Annotated in this window: 17 protein-coding genes; 12 read left to right on the top strand and 5 right to left on the bottom strand. The window is 65.0% G+C overall.

The window, feature by feature from the left end; genetic code table 11:
- Positions 1 to 39: 39 nt before the first annotated feature.
- The 3 genes from ureC to P8192_RS02725 form a co-directional block, all read right to left on the bottom strand.
- Positions 40 to 1,755: an urease subunit alpha gene (gene ureC, locus P8192_RS02735; protein ID WP_278158307.1), complete on the bottom strand. Its 1,716-nt coding sequence runs from the start codon at positions 1,753 to 1,755 to the stop codon at positions 40 to 42.
- 61 nt (positions 1,756 to 1,816) lie between these two features.
- On the bottom strand, positions 1,817 to 2,131 hold the full coding sequence (locus P8192_RS02730; protein ID WP_278158305.1) for an urease subunit beta: 315 nt from the start codon (positions 2,129 to 2,131) through the stop codon (positions 1,817 to 1,819).
- Positions 2,128 to 2,445 carry an urease subunit gamma gene (locus P8192_RS02725; protein ID WP_278158304.1) on the bottom strand — a complete coding sequence of 106 codons (318 nt, stop codon included), beginning with the start codon at positions 2,443 to 2,445 and terminating at the stop codon, positions 2,128 to 2,130. Before P8192_RS02725 ends, P8192_RS02730 begins: the two co-directional genes overlap by 4 nt.
- Positions 2,446 to 2,601: 156 nt before the next feature.
- Here P8192_RS02725 and P8192_RS02720 point away from each other — a divergent pair, with 156 nt between their 5' ends.
- The 6 genes from P8192_RS02720 to P8192_RS02695 all read left to right on the top strand — a co-directional run bounded on the left by P8192_RS02720 (position 2,602) and on the right by P8192_RS02695 (position 8,243).
- Complete coding sequence (locus P8192_RS02720) at positions 2,602 to 3,549, top strand: 3-methyladenine DNA glycosylase (RefSeq protein WP_278158302.1); 948 nt, start codon at positions 2,602 to 2,604, stop codon at positions 3,547 to 3,549.
- Positions 3,542 to 4,084, top strand: a complete 543-nt coding sequence (locus tag P8192_RS02715) for a GNAT family N-acetyltransferase (RefSeq protein ID WP_278158300.1) — start codon at positions 3,542 to 3,544, stop codon at positions 4,082 to 4,084. Before P8192_RS02720 ends, P8192_RS02715 begins: the two co-directional genes overlap by 8 nt.
- A 42-nt stretch (positions 4,085 to 4,126) precedes the next feature.
- The gene (locus tag P8192_RS02710) at positions 4,127 to 5,425 is read left to right on the top strand and encodes a sensor histidine kinase (protein WP_278158299.1); all 1,299 of its coding nucleotides are present in this window, start codon (positions 4,127 to 4,129) and stop codon (positions 5,423 to 5,425) included.
- Complete coding sequence (locus P8192_RS02705) at positions 5,422 to 6,135, top strand: response regulator (RefSeq protein ID WP_278158298.1); 714 nt, start codon at positions 5,422 to 5,424, stop codon at positions 6,133 to 6,135. Before P8192_RS02710 ends, P8192_RS02705 begins: the two co-directional genes overlap by 4 nt.
- Positions 6,136 to 6,210: 75 nt before the next feature.
- Positions 6,211 to 7,092 carry an ABC transporter ATP-binding protein gene (locus P8192_RS02700; protein WP_278158297.1) on the top strand — a complete coding sequence of 294 codons (882 nt, stop codon included), beginning with the start codon at positions 6,211 to 6,213 and terminating at the stop codon, positions 7,090 to 7,092.
- Positions 7,089 to 8,243 carry an ABC transporter permease gene (locus P8192_RS02695; RefSeq protein ID WP_278158295.1) on the top strand — a complete coding sequence of 385 codons (1,155 nt, stop codon included), beginning with the start codon at positions 7,089 to 7,091 and terminating at the stop codon, positions 8,241 to 8,243. The genes P8192_RS02700 and P8192_RS02695 overlap by 4 nt, the downstream gene beginning before the upstream one ends.
- An 89-nt stretch (positions 8,244 to 8,332) precedes the next feature.
- Here the strand turns inward: P8192_RS02695 and P8192_RS02690 are convergent, their stop codons facing one another.
- Positions 8,333 to 9,721, bottom strand: coding sequence for an Nramp family divalent metal transporter (locus P8192_RS02690; RefSeq protein ID WP_278158293.1), 1,389 nt, complete (start codon positions 9,719 to 9,721; stop codon positions 8,333 to 8,335).
- Positions 9,722 to 9,844: 123 nt separating this feature from the next.
- Here P8192_RS02690 and P8192_RS02685 point away from each other — a divergent pair, with 123 nt between their 5' ends.
- A complete protein-coding gene (locus P8192_RS02685; RefSeq protein ID WP_278158292.1) occupies positions 9,845 to 10,759 on the top strand; it encodes a VOC family protein in 915 nt (304 codons plus the stop codon).
- A 20-nt stretch (positions 10,760 to 10,779) separates the two neighbouring features.
- Here the strand turns inward: P8192_RS02685 and P8192_RS02680 are convergent, their stop codons facing one another.
- Positions 10,780 to 11,199: a VOC family protein gene (locus P8192_RS02680; protein WP_278158291.1), complete on the bottom strand. Its 420-nt coding sequence runs from the start codon at positions 11,197 to 11,199 to the stop codon at positions 10,780 to 10,782.
- Positions 11,200 to 11,390: 191 nt separating this feature from the next.
- On the opposite strand from P8192_RS02680, the gene P8192_RS02675 reads away from it, so the two are divergent.
- The 5 genes from P8192_RS02675 (at position 11,391) to purL (ending at position 15,683) form a co-directional block, all read left to right on the top strand.
- On the top strand, positions 11,391 to 11,864 hold the full coding sequence (locus P8192_RS02675; RefSeq protein ID WP_278158289.1) for a hypothetical protein: 474 nt from the start codon (positions 11,391 to 11,393) through the stop codon (positions 11,862 to 11,864).
- The gene (locus tag P8192_RS02670; RefSeq protein WP_278158287.1) at positions 11,864 to 12,073 is read left to right on the top strand and encodes a helix-turn-helix transcriptional regulator; all 210 of its coding nucleotides are present in this window, start codon (positions 11,864 to 11,866) and stop codon (positions 12,071 to 12,073) included. The genes P8192_RS02675 and P8192_RS02670 overlap by 1 nt, the downstream gene beginning before the upstream one ends.
- Positions 12,074 to 12,286: 213 nt before the next feature.
- Positions 12,287 to 12,553: a phosphoribosylformylglycinamidine synthase subunit PurS gene (purS, locus tag P8192_RS02665; RefSeq protein WP_270106259.1), complete on the top strand. Its 267-nt coding sequence runs from the start codon at positions 12,287 to 12,289 to the stop codon at positions 12,551 to 12,553.
- Positions 12,553 to 13,368 carry a phosphoribosylformylglycinamidine synthase subunit PurQ gene (purQ, locus tag P8192_RS02660; RefSeq protein WP_278158285.1) on the top strand — a complete coding sequence of 272 codons (816 nt, stop codon included), beginning with the start codon at positions 12,553 to 12,555 and terminating at the stop codon, positions 13,366 to 13,368. Before purS ends, purQ begins: the two co-directional genes overlap by 1 nt.
- Positions 13,365 to 15,683, top strand: a complete 2,319-nt coding sequence (gene purL, locus P8192_RS02655; RefSeq protein ID WP_278158284.1) for a phosphoribosylformylglycinamidine synthase subunit PurL — start codon at positions 13,365 to 13,367, stop codon at positions 15,681 to 15,683. Before purQ ends, purL begins: the two co-directional genes overlap by 4 nt.
- Positions 15,684 to 15,735 lie beyond the last annotated feature (52 nt).

Raw genomic sequence — 15,735 nt, 5'->3', positions numbered from 1 at the left:
TTTCTGCGTGAGTTGTGCTGCGCTGGTGTTGCGCTCGGATCAGAAGAGGAAATATCGCTGCGCCATCGGCAAAACCTCTGCGGGCGCGCAGGTGATGAGCTCGCCGTCGACTCTGACCTCATAGGTCTGGGGATCCACCGTGATCTCCGGTGTTTCGCCGTTGTGCTTCAGATCCTTCTTCCTCAGGTCGCGGATCCCGCCGCAGGCTCGCACCTGCTTGCGCAGGCCGAGCTGTCCGGGAACGTCGGCGTCGAGAGCAGCCTGGGAGACGAAGGTGATGGATCCGGTGCTCACCGCTGCACCGTAGGCGCCGAAGGCTCGACGGTAGGTGCGCGGCTGCGGAGTCGGGATGGAGGCGTTGGGATCGCCCATCACGCCGTGCACCATCTGACCGCCCTTGAGGATCAGATCCGGCTTGACGCCGAAGAACTTCGGCTCCCAGAGCACCAGATCGGCGAACTTGCCCTCCTGGATCGATCCGACGGTGTCCGCGATGCCCTGGGCGAGGGCGGGGTTGATGGTGTACTTCGCGATATAGCGCTTGATCCGGGCGTTGTCCCCGACGCGGTCTTCATCACCGGGCAGCGGGCCGCGCTGCCGCTTCATCGAGTCGGCCGTCTGCCACGTGCGCAGGATGACCTCTCCCACGCGGCCCATCGCCTGCGAATCCGAGGAGGTCATGGAGAAGATGCCACGATCCTGCAGGACATCTTCGGCGGCGATGGTCTCTTCGCGGATGCGCGAATCGGCGAACGCGACGTCCTCCGGGATGTCCGGGTTGAGATGGTGACACACCATGAGCATGTCCAGGTGCTCTTCCAGCGTGTTGCGCGTGAAGGGCAGAGTCGGGTTGGTCGAGGCGGGAAGGATGTTCGGCTCTCCGGCCAGCTCGATGATGTCGGGGGCGTGACCGCCGCCGGCACCCTCGGTGTGGAAGGTGTGGATCACCCGGCCGCCGATGGCCGCACGGGTGTCCTCGACGAATCCCGCCTCGTTGAGGGTGTCGGTGTGGATGGCCACCTGGATGTCGTACTCGTCGGCCACGGTCAGCGCCCGGTCGATGGACGAGGGTGTGGCGCCCCAATCCTCGTGGATCTTCAGGCCGATGGCGCCGGCCCGGATCTGCTCGGCCAGCGGCTCCAGTGCGGACGCGTGTCCCTTGCCCAACAGCCCGAAGTTCATCGGAAACTCCTCGAAGGAGCGCAGCATGTTGTGGATGTTCCACTCGCCCGGGGTGATCGTGGTGGCTTTCGTCGACTCGGAGGGGCCGGTGCCGCCGCCGATCATGGTGGTGATCCCCGAGACCAGCGCCGTCTCGATCTGGTCGGGACTGATGAAGTGGATGTGGGTATCGATGCCGCCGGCCGTGAGGATCTTGCCTTCACCGGCGATGACGTCGGTGGAGGCGCCGATGGTGATCGTCACGCCGTTCATCGTGTCGGGGTTGCCGGCCTTGCCGATGCGGTGAATATGGCCGTCGCGCACCGCCACATCAGCCTTGTAGATCCCGGTCCAGTCGATGATGACGACGTTGGTGATCACTAGGTCGGCCACGTCGTCGTCGCGCACCGCGGTGCCGTGCTGACCCATGCCGGCGCGCACCACCTTGCCTCCGCCGAAGACCGCCTCTTCGCCCGGCGTCGTCAGGTCAGCCTCGATCTCGGCGAAGAGCTCGGTGTCGGCCAGGCGGATAGCATCGCCGGTCGTCGGCCCGTAGAGACTGGCGTATTCCTGGCGGCTGAGGTTGAAGCTCATCGGGGCTCTCTCTGGATGGTGCTGTCTTGGGTGCTGTCATCGTCTGGAAGAATCCGCCGGGTCATGAGCGCTCCAGCTCTCCGTTGACCTGGTCCCGGAAGCCGGAGACGACACGGCGCCCTCCGAAGGGGATGAGCCGGACGGTGGTGGCGTCTCCGGGCTCGAGTCGCACCGCGGTCCCCGCCGGCAGGTCAAGGCGATGCCCCCGGGCGGCCTCGCGGTCGAAATCCAGGGCCGGATTCGTCTCGGCGAAATGGAAATGCGAGCCGACCTGAACCGGACGGTCGCCCCGGTTGGTCACCTCGAGTTCGATGGACTCCCGATCGACATTGCACGTCACGTCGTCCTGAGCGAGGAGGTACTCTCCCGGGATCATGCCGAGACCGCCTCACGGATGGGATGGTGGACCGTGACGAGCTTGGTCCCGTCCGGGAACGTGGCCTCAACCTGGACGTCGGAGATCATCTCCGCGACACCGTCTTGAACGTCATCGACGGTGAGGATCGTGCTCCCCCAGCTCATCAGATCCGCGACCGTTCGACCGTCTCGGGCTCCCTCGACCAGCTCATAGGTGATCACGGCGATGGCTTCGGGGTAGTTCAGCCGCAGTCCTCGGCGCCGTCTCCGGTACGCCAGATCCGCAGCCACCACCACCATGAGCTTGTCGTAGTCCTTGGGTTGCAGGTGCATCGACGGTGCCTCCTCAGGTCTGAACCTCGCTCGCTCCGAGAGGGCGAACTGTCGGTCCACGTTTCCAGCCGCAGATTTCCGTCCGCCGTCGATCTTGTTTCACAGACGTAAACTCGCCCCGCGCGACGCTCGATCGCAGCTTCTAGAATGGAGACCATGGCCCCCACCGATGTCACCGCGTTGCACGCCGAGCATTCCACCGTGCTCTCGGCCGCGCAGTGGCAACCGCGCGCGGAAGCCCATGCGGAGCGCATCGGTGCGTTCACGGATCCGCTGGTCGCCCTGCACGACGACGGCATGAAACATCCGGTGTACGACTTCCTGTTCTCCTACTACTCGCTCTCCCCCGCCGCGCTGAAACGCTGGCACCCGGGACCCGGCGTCGTCGTCGCCAATCGATCCCAGGAGGAACAGGCACCGCACTCCCAGTGGAAGTTCTACCGCCGAGTGGAGCCCGACGCCGCAGCGGGCCTGCCCCACGGTGGCTGGACCGTGGACGTGATGCGGTTCCGCGAAGAGCGGGCCTCGATGATCGATTTTGCTCTGCGGTTGCTGCCAGCGACCCGCGAGCGCACCGCCCGGCTGAGTTGCTTCGGGCTGCACGAGTGGGCGATGGCCTACCGCTCGGATCTCCACGGCATCCGGCATTCGACCGTGCCGCTGCGGTTGGGCGCCTCCGGGACCGACGCGGTGGTGGAGGACCACCAGATCTCCTGCTCGCATTTCGATGCCTTCCGGTTCTATGCGCCGGAAGCCCGCGGGTTCAACCAGCTGCAGCCCACCCGCGCCTCGATGGTGGAGTTGGAGCAGCCCGGCTGCTTGCACGCCAACATGGATCTCTATAAATGGTGTGGCAAATTGCTGCCGCTGGTGGATTCCGAGCTGCTGGCGGAGTGCTTCGAGCTGGCCTGGGAGATCCGCGTGATGGACATGCAAGCGTCGCCTTATGATCTGGCCGACTGGGGATTCGAGCCGATCCGCATCGAGACGCCCGAGGGCAAGGCGGAGTATGTGCGGGCACAGCGGGCGTTCTCCGAGCGCAGCCAGATGCTGCGCGAACGGATGATCGCCGCACTGGAAGTCCATGGAGTCTCCGGTGGCTGAAGCGGAGCGCGGTCGGCGCATTCTGAGTACGGACCGGCTCGAGCTGCGCGAGATGACGGGCGAGGACCTGCCCGCGCTGCGCGGGATCCTGCAGGATGAGACCACGATGACCCACTACGAGGGCGCCTTCAGCGGCGACATGGTGGACGCGTGGCTCACGCGCATGCTTCAGCGCTACCGGAACGACAGGTTCGGGCTGTGGGCCGTGGAGCTGCGAGCGACCGGGGAGATGATCGGCCAGTGCGGGATCACCCGGCAGCCCCAGGCTGAGACCACGGTGGACGAGGTGGGCTATCTCTTCCACCGCGACCACTGGCGCCGTGGCTATGCCACCGAGGCCGCACGGGCCTGCCGGGACTTCGCGTTCAACCAGCTGGGCGTCGAAACGGTGTGGGCGCACGTGCGCGACACCAATCTGGCGTCGATGAATGTGGCCATCCGGCTGGGCATGACGGTACGCACTCGATTCGTGAAGCACTATCGCGGAGTGGAGATGCCGCATCTGGGATTCGCCGTGGACCGCGAGTGCGACTGACCTAGGATGAACTCAGCAGCCCACCACCGCGAAGGATCCACGATGCCCCAGCCCGTGACCGAGGCACCGGAGTCCCCGACCGCTGACACTGACGACGCCGCGGAAGACACGGGCGCCAGCATCCGACCGTTGCCGGAGAACTGGCTGCGCACCGATGTGACGGTGGCCCTCGTCGTCGCCGCGTTCGGCATTCTCACCGGGTTCTTGAGTATTTACTCGCCGTTCTATGTGGAGCTGGAATGGACGAGCATCGATGTGATGATCGGTGCCGGGCTGCTCGCCCTGCCCCTGATTTTTTACCGACGCTACCCGCTGGTGATCGCCCCGCTGACCTGCACCATCTACTTCTGCGCGGGAGCGTTTCTCGGGTTCGAGGCGAACAGCGCACAGGTGGTGCTCTTCCTCTCGATATACGCGCTGGGGGCCTGGGAACACCGCCGTCGGATCGCGTTCTGGATGCGCCTGGTCATCATCATCCTGATGGCCGTGTGGTTGGCCTGGGCCACGCTGGAGTCACTCACCGGAGAGGCCCCGGTGTCGGGTCCGCTGGTGTCCGGGATCCTCGTGCAGTGGCTGATCAACCTGGTGTTCTTCGGTGCCGCCTGGATCTTCGGCGACCGGGCGTGGGATTCCGCCATGGACCGGCTCGAGCTGGAGCGGGCCCACGCGGAGCTGCAGTCGGCCCAGTCGGTGATCGCGGAGCAGGCCGTGGAGTTCGAGCGGCTGCGCATCGCCCGGGAGCTGCACGACGTCGTCGCCCATCACGTCACCGTCATGGGCGTCCATGCTGCCGCCGCCCGGCGGCTGCTCAGCACCGATCCTCCGCGCTCGGAGGCGGCCGCGAGCCAGCTCACCCACGTGGAGGACGCCTCCCAGGAAGCCATCGGCGACCTGCGCACCCTGGTGTACACCCTCCGTGACAGCGCCGGCAGCGCGGGACCGCTGCCCGGGCTCGAAGATCTGGCGGAGCTCACGGAGCGCGCCGACGACACCACCCAGACGGTCACCTATGACCAAGTGGGCGAGGCCGTGCCGGTGGGACGGGCAGTGGAACTGACCCTGTACCGGGTCGCCCAGGAAGCACTGAGCAACGCCCGCAAACACGCCGGCGCCACGGCGAGCGTGCACGTGCGTCTGCGTTACGGCACCGATGCGGTGGAGCTGGAGGTTTCGGACGACGGGCGCGCTCAGCCGCTGCAGCGCCCCGGCACCGGCACCGGGCTGCAGGGCATGCGCGAACGGATCAACGCCATCGGCGCCACCATCCATATCGGACCGAAATCCCGCGGCGGCTGGCTGGTCCGCGCCCGGGTTCCCTACAAGGCACAGGAGAGCGCGTGACCGACACCGAGAACATCCGGGTACTGCTCGTGGATGACCAGCCGCTGATCCGCACCGGGTTCGCCACCATTCTCGACACCGAGCCCGGCATCGAAGTGGTCGGTGAAGCCTCCAACGGGCTGGAAGCGCTCGAAGCCGTGGAGCGACTCGACCCGGACGTGATCTGCCTCGACGTGCAGATGCCGGTGCTCGACGGCATCGAGACCACCCGGCGGCTCACGGCCGAAGACACGCGCGCCGCCATCCTGATCCTGACTACCTTTGATCACGACGAGTTTCTGTTCCAGACCCTGGAAGCCGGGGCTAGCGGGTTCATGCTCAAAACCGCGGGCCCCGAGGAGCTGATCAGTGCGGTGCAGAAGCTCGCCGCCGGAGACTCGCTTCTCGCTCCTGAAGTGACCGGGCGAGTGCTCTCCCGGTTCTTGGGTCGCGACGACGGCGCTGCGGACTCCTTCTCACGGTCGACGCCGGGCGAGTCGGCGGCAACAGCAGACTCCGCCCCGGATCTCTCTCGCTTCACGGAGCGCGAGCGCGACACCCTGGTGCTGGTGGCGCAAGGCAAATCCAACTCCGAGATCGCCGAGGAACTCTTCGTCGCCCCAGCCACCGTGAAGACCCACGTGTCCAACATCCTGATGAAACTCGGGGTCAAAGACCGCCTCCACGCGGTGATCTGGGCCTACGAGCACGGCGTCGTCAACGGGAGCTGATCGGCGAGAATATCCGCCACCCGTCTCCCCCGCAGGGTGGAAGTCAGATCGGCCGGGACTGCCTAGGCTGAAATCATGATTTCACTACGGTCGATCCACAAGAGCTTCGGAGACCATCACGTCCTGAAGAACATCACCTTCGACATCAAGCCGGGTCTGATGACGGGATTCGTCGGCGGCAACGGCGCCGGCAAAACCACCACCATGCGCACCATCCTCGGTGTGCTCACCCCCGATTCCGGGTCCATCGAGGTTAACGGAGCCCCCATCACCGCCGACTATCGGGCGGCCATCGGCTACATGCCCGAGGAGCGCGGACTCTACCCCAAGATGAAGGTCCTGGAGCAGCTGGTATACCTCGCGCAGTTGCACGGCATGCCGGCCGCCGAAGCGAAGCGCCGCGGTGCCGACCTGCTGGAGCGGCTGAACCTGGACCTGCGCGCCAACGACAAGCTCGAGGAGCTCTCTCTGGGCAACCAGCAGCGCGCCCAGATCGCGGCAGCCCTCATCCACGACCCGGTGGCGCTGGTGCTGGATGAGCCTTTTTCCGGGCTGGACCCGCTCGCGGTGGAGACCACCGTGGAGGTGCTGCGTGACACCGCCGATGCGGGTGCCCCCGTGCTCTTCTCCTCCCACCAACTGGACCTGGTCGAGCGGCTCTGCGATGAACTCGTCATCGTCGCCGCCGGCGAGGTGCGCGCCGCCGGAACCCGCGAGGAAATCCTGCGGGCTTCCGCCACACCGGAATGGGAAATCCGCTCTGCCGCTGATGCCGGCTGGATCCGAGAAACCGGCGTCGACGTGTTGGAATTCGATGGCGGCTGGGCCCGCTTCTCCGCCGATTCTCTCGAGCACGCCAACCAGGTGCTCGCCCAGGCGCAGCAACGCGGCACGGTCGAGTATTTCGGCACCGTGAACCACACCCTTCATGACATCTTCAAGGAGACGATCCGATGAGCACCCTGCAGACGTCGACGCCCCGTTCCACCACCCCGCACGGTACCGGTTCGGCACCGGTGCGCGGACGCACCCCGTTCTGGACCGCGGTCCTGGTGATTGCCAAGCGCGAGATCACCACCCGGCTGAAGTCCAAGGGGTTCGTCACCCCCACGCTGATCGTGCTGGCCTTGATCCTGCTGGGCTCCGTGCTCGGCCCGCGCCTGGGCGACATGTTCTCCTCCACTGACCAGGTCGCCGTCACCGCCGAGTCGGAGTCCGCCATCTCCGCCCTCGGGGAGGACTTCGAGACGGTCGCCTTCTCCGGCGTGGACGAAGCGCGTGAAGCAGTGGCCGACGGCGAGGTCGACTACGCCGTCGTCCCGGATGAAGCCAACCCCACCGGGCTACAGGTCATCGCCGACCGCGAGGCACCGAGCGGCGTCATGAACATGCTCTCGGTGTCTCCGGAAGTCGAAATCCTGGATCCGAACGCCCCGAACCCGTTCATCGTGTACCTCATTGGTATCGGGTTCGGGCTGGTCTTCTTCTTCCCGGCCATCACCTTCGGCATGACCATCGCCCAATCCGTGGTCGAGGAGAAGCAGTCGCGCATTGTCGAGATCCTGCTGGCCACCGTGCCAGCGCGCGCCATCCTCTCCGGCAAGGTGCTGGCCTGCTCCGTGTTGGCCTTTGCTCAGGTGACCCTCTACGCTGCAGCAGCCATCATTGGGCTGATGCTCAACGGCCAGCAGCTCAACCTCGAGGGTTTGACCGCACCCATCATCTGGTTCGTGGTGCTGTTCACGCTGGCATTCATCTCGTTGGCCGCCCTCTACGGCGCTGCCGCCTCGCTGGTCTCCCGTCAGGAAGATCTGTCGGCTGCGTCGAGCCCCATCATGATGCTGATCATGTTGCCCTATTTCCTGATCATCGCCTTCTCGAACAACGAGACCGTGCTGGCCGTGATGAGCTACATTCCGTTCTCCGCCCCGGTGGCGGTGCCGATGCGCGTCTACCTCGATAGCTCGGCCATGTGGGAGAACATCGTGGCGGTGGGCATCGTTGCGGTGACTGCGGTGCTGGCCATCATGCTGGCGTCGCTGATCTACGAGCGCTCCGTGCTCAAGATGGGTGCCGCCGTGAAATGGTCGCAGGCGCTGAAGAAGTAATCTCGGCATTCCACAGCAGACGCATCGGGCTCGAACGGATTCTTCCGTTCGAGCCCGATGCGTTGGTGCGTTCTTGGGTGAGGCCCCAGCTATGCCCCGGACCAGAGCGGCGACAGCGCGTTGATCAGCTCGTTGAGGCCCAGGGCCACGAAAATCGCGGCGGTGAGTGCGAGCAGAATGTTGCGGATCCAACCGTTGCGGAACTGCTTCGGCACGAACTTTTTCTGATTGTTCAGGAACAGCAACGTGACCGCCAGGAACGGCATGAACAGTGCACCCAGCGTTCCGTAAAGCAGGATCAGGAAGATCGGCCGATCCAGGAACAGCAGCGCCATCGGCGGGATAGTCAGCCACAGCAGGAAGAACCGGGACTGCTTGGACTTCAGCGACGGGGCGTCGTCCTGGTCCAGCTCGTCGGCGGGACGGCGGAAGTTGGCCCAGAAGTCACCGAACATCAGGGACACGCCGTGCCACACACCCAGTAGCGAGGAGAACGATGCGGCGAAGAAGCCGATGAGGAAGACGGTGGACCAGACCTCGCCATAGCGATCCGCCAACACGGTGGAGACATCCAGCAGGCCTCGGTCCCCGGCAGAAATGGCAATGCCAGCCGAGTGAAGCAGCTCCACGCCCATGATCATGGTGGCGATCACGAAGATACCGGTCAGCACGTAGCTGGTGCCGTTGTCGAAGCGCATGACCTTCATCCACTTGGGCTGGTTCCAGCCCTTCTCACGCAGCCAGTAGCCGTAGGCACCCAGGGTGATCGTGCCGCCCACACCGCCGGCCAGGGCCAGCACGTAGAACATCGCACCATCTTCGGAAGGAATGCGCGGGATGAAGCCGGTCACCAGATCGCCGAGGTTCGGCAGGGTCAGCGCGGCCGAGAGCAACACGGTGACGAACATGACGCCGATGAGCACCGTCATCAGCTTCTCGATGAGGTGGTACTTGTTCAGCCAGACCAGGCCCAGCCCGATGAGTCCGGCGGCGATCGCGAAGATCTTGGCGTCCACCGCTGGGAACATGGCGGCCAGCGGCAGCGCCGTCGAGCTCATCGCGGTGGCGCCGTAAACGAAGCCCCAGATCAGGATGTACGGGCCGAAGTACCAGCTGGTCCAGGAGCCCAGTGTGCGCCAGCCCTGGAAGATGGTCTTACCGGTGGAGAGGTAGTAGCGTCCCACACCTTCGACCAGCACGATCTTCATGATGACGCCAACGACGACAGCCCACAGCAACATGTAGCCATAGCGGGAACCTGCAGTCAGCGTGGCGACAAGGTCGGCGGCACCAACACCCGTGGCGGCGGCGACGATGCCCGGGCCCAGCGAATTCCATTTGGGCTTGACTGCGGTTTCGTTGATTTCAGCATCGGTAAAGCCAACGATGCTGGGGTTGTGAATGTGCGTGCCAGCAGCAGGCACACCCTTCGATGACCGAGACGCACCCGCGTCTGCAGCGCCCGAAGAACCGGACATAGGAAACCTCCTGAGTTGAATGACGCACTTCACAGTAGGGCCTCCATCACACCCGCGCCACTTTGGCGGGAATGTTCTGCCTTGACCATTCCCCTGAAGGCCTGTAAATGCAAGAATGTGGGCATGAATAACGTGGGGAAGATCACGCCGCACCTCTGGTTCAACGGCAACGCCGACGAAGCAGTCCACCTCTACATTGACCTCTTCGGCGCCGATTCCACCATCCTGACCACCACCCATTACCCCACCGAGGGCCTGCTTGATTTTCAGGAGCCCCTGGCAGGAGAGTTACTCAATCACGATTTCACCCTGCGCGGGCACCGTTTTATGGCAGTGAATGCGGGCGACGAATTCCGCCCGAATCCGGCGCTGTCATTCATGGTCAATTTCGACCCGCTGGATTACGACGGCGACGTGGACGCCGCACGCGCCGACCTGGATCAGATCTGGGCCGGTCTCATAGACGGCGGAACAGCATTAATGCCGTTGCAGGAGTACCCGTTCAGCGCCCACTATGGCTGGGTCGAGGACCGTTACGGGGTCTCCTGGCAGCTCATCCTTACCGACCAGGAGGGCGAGCCGCGTCCGTTCATCATGCCGGCGCTCCTCTTCGGAGGCGAGAACCAGAACCGAGCTAAAGATGCCGTTGACTTCTGGACTGCTCTTTTCCCGAACTCAGAAGTCGGCATCCAGGTGCCCTACGGCGAAGACACGGGCCCAGCCACCGCCCGGTCGCTGATGTTCAGCGACTTCACCCTGGACGGCAAGTGGTTCGTAGCATCCGACTCCGGCGTCGATCAGGATTTCACCTTCACCGAGGGCGTCTCGCTCCTCGTTGAATGCGAAGACCAGACCGAGATCGACCACCTTTGGGCGGAACTGTCGGCTCATCCCGAGGCCGAAGCGTGCGGGTGGTGCAAGGACCGGTTCGGCGTCTCCTGGCAGATCAACCCGAAAAACATGGGCGAGCTGATGAAGCGCCCCAACGCCTTTGAAAAAATGCTGGGCATGAAGAAGCTGATCATCGACGACTTCTAAGCCACGCTCCAGCACGATCGCTACCGGTCACGTGACGAGAGCACGCAGAACTCATTGCCCTCCGGGTCGGCCAGCACCGTCCACGTCACCTCGGACCCATCTTGACCGACGTCAACCCGCCGCGCGCCAGCATCGATGAGCCACTGAATCTGCGCGTCTCGATCATCTTCCAGGTGCGGCGCCAGGTCGATGTGCAGCCGATTCTTCACGGTCTTGCCCTCCGGCACCGGCACGAATACTAGTCCCGGCGGCACGTGATGCCAGCGGTGCGCTGGGACAGGTTCTTCCATATCTAGGTCCGCGGGCATGTCATTCGGGATGATGACCGCCTCGTCGTCTGCCTCGAAGATCAACCGCCAATCCAAAACGTCGGCCCACCAGCGCGCTTGCGCAGCGACGTTGTGGCAGTCAATGACGATGCTGTACCAGCGCAATTTCATGACAGCGGCCTCTCCGTTGTGCGGACACCCGGGCAGTACCCACAGGTCCACCCATGGTGACGGACGCCACACCTAGATCTCAAGCGCCCGTGGACCACGGAAAATCAAAAGTAAAAGACACTTGACGTCAAGTATGTTTTACAGTCATGCTGAGGTGACCACGGTTCCCCACGAGAAAGCGAGACAAGATCATGTCTCACACCGACACCTCCACGAAGCATCTCTTCGGGCTCAGCCGCTTCGGCGGCGGCCCGGCAACACTGATCCTCACCAGCCTGCTCGCCGGCCTCGTCACCTCAATGCTCATTGCCGTCGTCGCTGTATGGCTGGATCCCACTGGCACGCGCTCACCGCTGCTTCTCTTCATGGTGGTTACCCTGGCCACCCTCGGACCGGCCAGTGCCGGATGGTGGGTGGCCTTCGTCGACCGCTCCACCCTGCGCGGAGCGACCCCTCGCCCGGAGGAGTCCGTCGAGGGCCTGTGGCTGCAACGATCCCTGGCGGCAGCTTTTGGTATTTGTTTCGCCGTCGTGGGCCTCGGCTCCGGAGTGATCGCCGTGGCGCACTGGAGCGTGCCTTCGGATGTGCTGCTACTCAGTGTCTGCGCTCTGATGATGCTGTCCGCGGCGGGCAGCTACCTTGTCATCCGCGCCAAGGAATCCTGATGCGCAATGACATCCGCGAGTTCCGTGCCCGCACCGGCTGGTCGCAGCAGGCCCTGGCGGATCGGCTCGGCGTCTCGCGCCAGACCGTGATTTCCCTGGAAAAGGGGCGCTTCGACCCATCGCTGCCGCTGGCCTTTCGGTTGGCCGAGACCTTCGATTGCCGCATCGAGGACCTCTTCTTCCCGAACGAAGAAACGGAAGACCAGTGACCGGCATCGCGACCGACAGCGACGCGCAGTCACAGCACCTTCCAAAGCGGGCTAGACTGGTGGCGCAAGCACGCGGAGCACTCGGCAGCTCACCTCATTCTCGGCTCTGACCACACCAGAACAGATCTTGGAACGGGTTCGCTGAGCGTGAGACGGCACCGATGGCACACCGCGCGCAGATCACGTCAGCACCACCGTGTACAGGAGCATCGAATGCCCACCATCGTCGTTGATGTCATGCCCAAGCCAGAGATCCTGGACCCTCAGGGCAAGGCCATCGCCGCCAACCTCCCCCGCCTCGGATTCACCTCGTTTGAGTCCGTTCGCCAGGGCAAGCGCTTCGAGCTCACCGTGTCCGGTGAGGTCACCGAGCAGGTTCTCGCCGAAGCCCGCACCGTCGCCGAGGAGATGCTCTCCAACCCGGTGATCGAAGACGTGGTGAACGTAGCGGTGCTCTCCGACGATGCTGGAGAGGCCTGATGTCCACCACAGCGAACGAGCTGCCCCTGATCGGCGACTACTCTGCGGCTGAAACACCGCTGTCGGGTGCGAAAATCGGCATCGTCACCTTCCCCGGAACCCTCGACGACGGCGACGCCGCGCGAGCGGTGCGCTTGGCCGGTGGCGAGCCTGTGTCCCTGTGGCACGCCGACACTGACGCCGCACGCAGCCTGGCCGGCGTGGACGCCGTCGTCATTCCCGGCGGATTCTCCTACGGCGACTACCTGCGTGCCGGAGCAATCGCCCGCTTCGCCCCCATTATGGAAGCGATTATCAATGCCGCCGGCGGCGACACCGGTGACGGTTCCGAGGTCGCACTGCCCGTGCTGGGCATTTGCAACGGCTTCCAGATCCTCACCGAGTCGCACCTGCTGCCCGGCTCGATGATCAAGAACGACCACCTGCGCTTCATCGCCCGCGATCAGCCGCTGCGCGTGGAAAACATCAACACCGCCTGGACCTCCGGCTTCGCCCAGGACCAGGAGATCACCGTCGTGCTGAAGAACCAGGACGGCCAGTACGTGGCCGACACGAACACCCTGGATGAGCTAGAAGGCGAAGGCCGCGTCGTGTTCCGCTACGTCGGCTGGAACCCGAACGGCTCCCGCAATGACATCGCCGGCATCACCAACGGCGCCGGCAACATCGTCGGCCTCATGCCCCACCCCGAGCACGCCGTGGAAGCCGGATTCGGCCCCGATTCCGCCGCCGGCCTGCGCACCGGCACCGACGGGCTGACCGTGTTCACCTCGGTGCTGTCCGCCGTCGCCCAGACTTCCGGAGGAACCCTGTGACCACCGAGTTCAACATCGACACCGTCGTCAATGCAGCCTCGACCCCTGAGACCGAGCTGCCCTGGGCCGAGCTGGGCCTGAAGGAGAACGAGTTCGAGGAGATCAAGCGTATTCTCGACCGTCGCCCCACCGCGGCCGAGCTGGCCATGTACTCGGTGATGTGGTCGGAGCACTGCTCTTACAAGTCCTCCAAGGTGCACCTGCGCCAGTTCGGTGACAAGCTCACCGAGGAGATGAAGAAGGACCTGATGGTCGGCATCGGCGAGAACGCCGGTGTGACCGATCTCGGCGACGGCTGGGCCGTGACCTTCAAGATCGAGTCCCACAACTCGCCCTCCTACGTGGAGCCCTACCAGGGTGCGGCCACCGGTATCGGCGGCATCGTGCGCGACATCATCTCCATGGGTGCCCGCCCCGTCGCGGTGATGGATCCGCTGCGCTTCGGCGACATCGACCACCCCGACACCGCCCGCGTCATGCACGGCGCCGTGGCCGGCATCGGCGGCTATGGTAACTCGCTGGGCCTGCCGAACATCGGCGGCGAAATGGTCTTTGACTCCACCTACCAGGGCAACCCGCTGGTCAACGCCCTGGCCGTGGGCGTGCTGCGCCACGAGGATCTGCGCCTGGCCAACGCCTCAGGCGTGGGCAACAAGGTGGTGCTCTTCGGTGCCCGCACCGGCGGCGACGGCATCGGTGGCGCCTCCGTGCTGGCCTCGGAGTCGTTCGACGACACCAAGCCCTCGAAGCGCCCCGCCGTGCAGGTGGGTGACCCCTTCTCCGAGAAGGTCCTCATCGAGTGCTGCCTCGAGCTGTTCAAGGGCTCCCTCGTCGAAGGCATCCAGGATCTCGGTGCCGCCGGCATCTCCTGCGCCACCTCCGAGCTGGCCTCCAACGGCGAAGGCGGCATGCACGTCGAACTCACCGACGTGCTGCTGCGCGACCCCACCCTGACCCCGGGCGAAATCCTGATGTCGGAGTCCCAGGAACGCATGATGGCCGTGGTCACCCCCGAGAACGTCGAAGCGTTCGAAGCCGTGATGGCCAAGTGGAACGTCGAGTTCTCCTGGCTGGGCGAGGTCACCGACACCGGCCGGCTGATCATCGACTGGAACGGTGAAACCATCGTCGACGTCGACCCCCGCACCGTGGCCCACGACGGCCCCGTGTACGAGCGCCCCTACGCCCGTCCCTCCACCCAGGATGCCCTCGAGGCGGACACGTTCCGCTCCTCCGAGGCCGCCCAGTCGCTGCCCAGCACCGGCAGTGAACTGCGCGAATCCCTGCTGGAGCTGATGAGCCAGCCGAACCTGGCCGACAAGTCCTGGGTCACCTCCCAGTACGACTCCTACGTGCGCGGCAACACCGCCCTGGCTGCCCCCGACGACGCCGGCGTGATCCGCGTGGACGAGGAAACCGGAATGGGTATCGCCGTCTCCACCGACTGCAACAACCGCTATTCCTATTTGAACCCCTACGTGGGTGCACAGCAGGCGCTGGCGGAGTCCTACCGCAACCTCGCCACTACCGGCGCCGTGCCCAAAGCCGTCTCTGACTGCCTGAACTTCGGTTCCCCGGAAGATCCAGACGTGATGTGGCAGTTCGCCGAAGCCGTGCGTGGCCTCTCCGACGCCTGCCTCGAGCTCGGCATCCCGGTGACCGGCGGCAACGTGTCCCTGTACAACCAGACCGGGGCCACCGCCATCCACCCCACCCCTGTGGTCGCCACCCTGGGCCAGTTCGACGACGTCGCCCGCCGCACACCCTCGGGCTTCCAGCGCGACGCCGATGGCCAGGCCGTGTACCTACTCGGCGTCACCCGCGATGAGCTCGACGGCTCCGAATTCGCCAACATGCGCGGCCACCTCGGCGGCGTGCCCCCGCAGGTGGACCTCGCTCAGGAGCGGCTGCTCGGCGAGCTGCTGATCAACATGTCGCGTGACGGCATGATCGACGCCGCCCACGACCTCTCCGAGGGCGGCCTGGGCGCCGCACTGTCCGAGACGGTGCTGCGCTTCGGCGTCGGCGCCCGGGTGAACCTGGCCGAGCTCACCGAGCGCGACGGCATCGACCCCTTCACCGCACTGTTCTCCGAGTCCCAGGCACGCACCCTGGTCTCAGTGCCCCGCAGCGAAGAGGTCCGGTTCAAGGACATGACCACCGCGCGGAACTTCCCCGTGCTGCGCCTGGGCGTCGTCGACGTCGAGTCCGAAGCACTGGAGATTCAGGACCAGTTCACCCTGCCGATCGCCGAACTCCGCGAGCGCTGGGCCAACACCCTGCCACAGCGCTTCGGCCTGGCTGACCAGGGCTGATCCAACCCCATCTCATCACCACACCAGTCACGGCGGGCGTCTCCACACCGGA

The sequence above is a fragment of the Citricoccus muralis genome, from assembly GCF_029637705.1.
Lineage (GTDB): Bacteria > Actinomycetota > Actinomycetes > Actinomycetales > Micrococcaceae > CmP2.
This window is presented reverse-complemented; position numbering and strand designations above follow the sequence as displayed.

Bases quoted from the DNA above. Each gene is read 5' to 3' on its own strand.
- P8192_RS02680 (WP_278158291.1), bottom strand. From the start codon at position 11,199: ATGAAATTGCGCTGGTACAGCATCGTCATTGACTGCCACAACGTCGCT.
- P8192_RS02675 (WP_278158289.1), top strand. From the start codon at position 11,391: ATGTCTCACACCGACACCTCCACGAAGCATCTCTTCGGGCTCAGCCGC.
- P8192_RS02695 (WP_278158295.1), top strand. From the start codon at position 7,089: ATGAGCACCCTGCAGACGTCGACGCCCCGTTCCACCACCCCGCACGGT.
- P8192_RS02690 (WP_278158293.1), bottom strand. From the start codon at position 9,721: ATGTCCGGTTCTTCGGGCGCTGCAGACGCGGGTGCGTCTCGGTCATCG.
- P8192_RS02700 (WP_278158297.1), top strand. From the start codon at position 6,211: ATGATTTCACTACGGTCGATCCACAAGAGCTTCGGAGACCATCACGTC.
- ureC (WP_278158307.1), bottom strand. From the start codon at position 1,755: ATGAGCTTCAACCTCAGCCGCCAGGAATACGCCAGTCTCTACGGGCCG.
- P8192_RS02685 (WP_278158292.1), top strand. From the start codon at position 9,845: ATGAATAACGTGGGGAAGATCACGCCGCACCTCTGGTTCAACGGCAAC.
- P8192_RS02670 (WP_278158287.1), top strand. From the start codon at position 11,864: ATGCGCAATGACATCCGCGAGTTCCGTGCCCGCACCGGCTGGTCGCAG.
- purS (WP_270106259.1), top strand. From the start codon at position 12,287: ATGCCCACCATCGTCGTTGATGTCATGCCCAAGCCAGAGATCCTGGAC.
- purQ (WP_278158285.1), top strand. From the start codon at position 12,553: ATGTCCACCACAGCGAACGAGCTGCCCCTGATCGGCGACTACTCTGCG.
- P8192_RS02725 (WP_278158304.1), bottom strand. From the start codon at position 2,445: ATGCACCTGCAACCCAAGGACTACGACAAGCTCATGGTGGTGGTGGCT.
- P8192_RS02720 (WP_278158302.1), top strand. From the start codon at position 2,602: ATGGCCCCCACCGATGTCACCGCGTTGCACGCCGAGCATTCCACCGTG.
- P8192_RS02710 (WP_278158299.1), top strand. From the start codon at position 4,127: ATGCCCCAGCCCGTGACCGAGGCACCGGAGTCCCCGACCGCTGACACT.
- P8192_RS02730 (WP_278158305.1), bottom strand. From the start codon at position 2,131: ATGATCCCGGGAGAGTACCTCCTCGCTCAGGACGACGTGACGTGCAAT.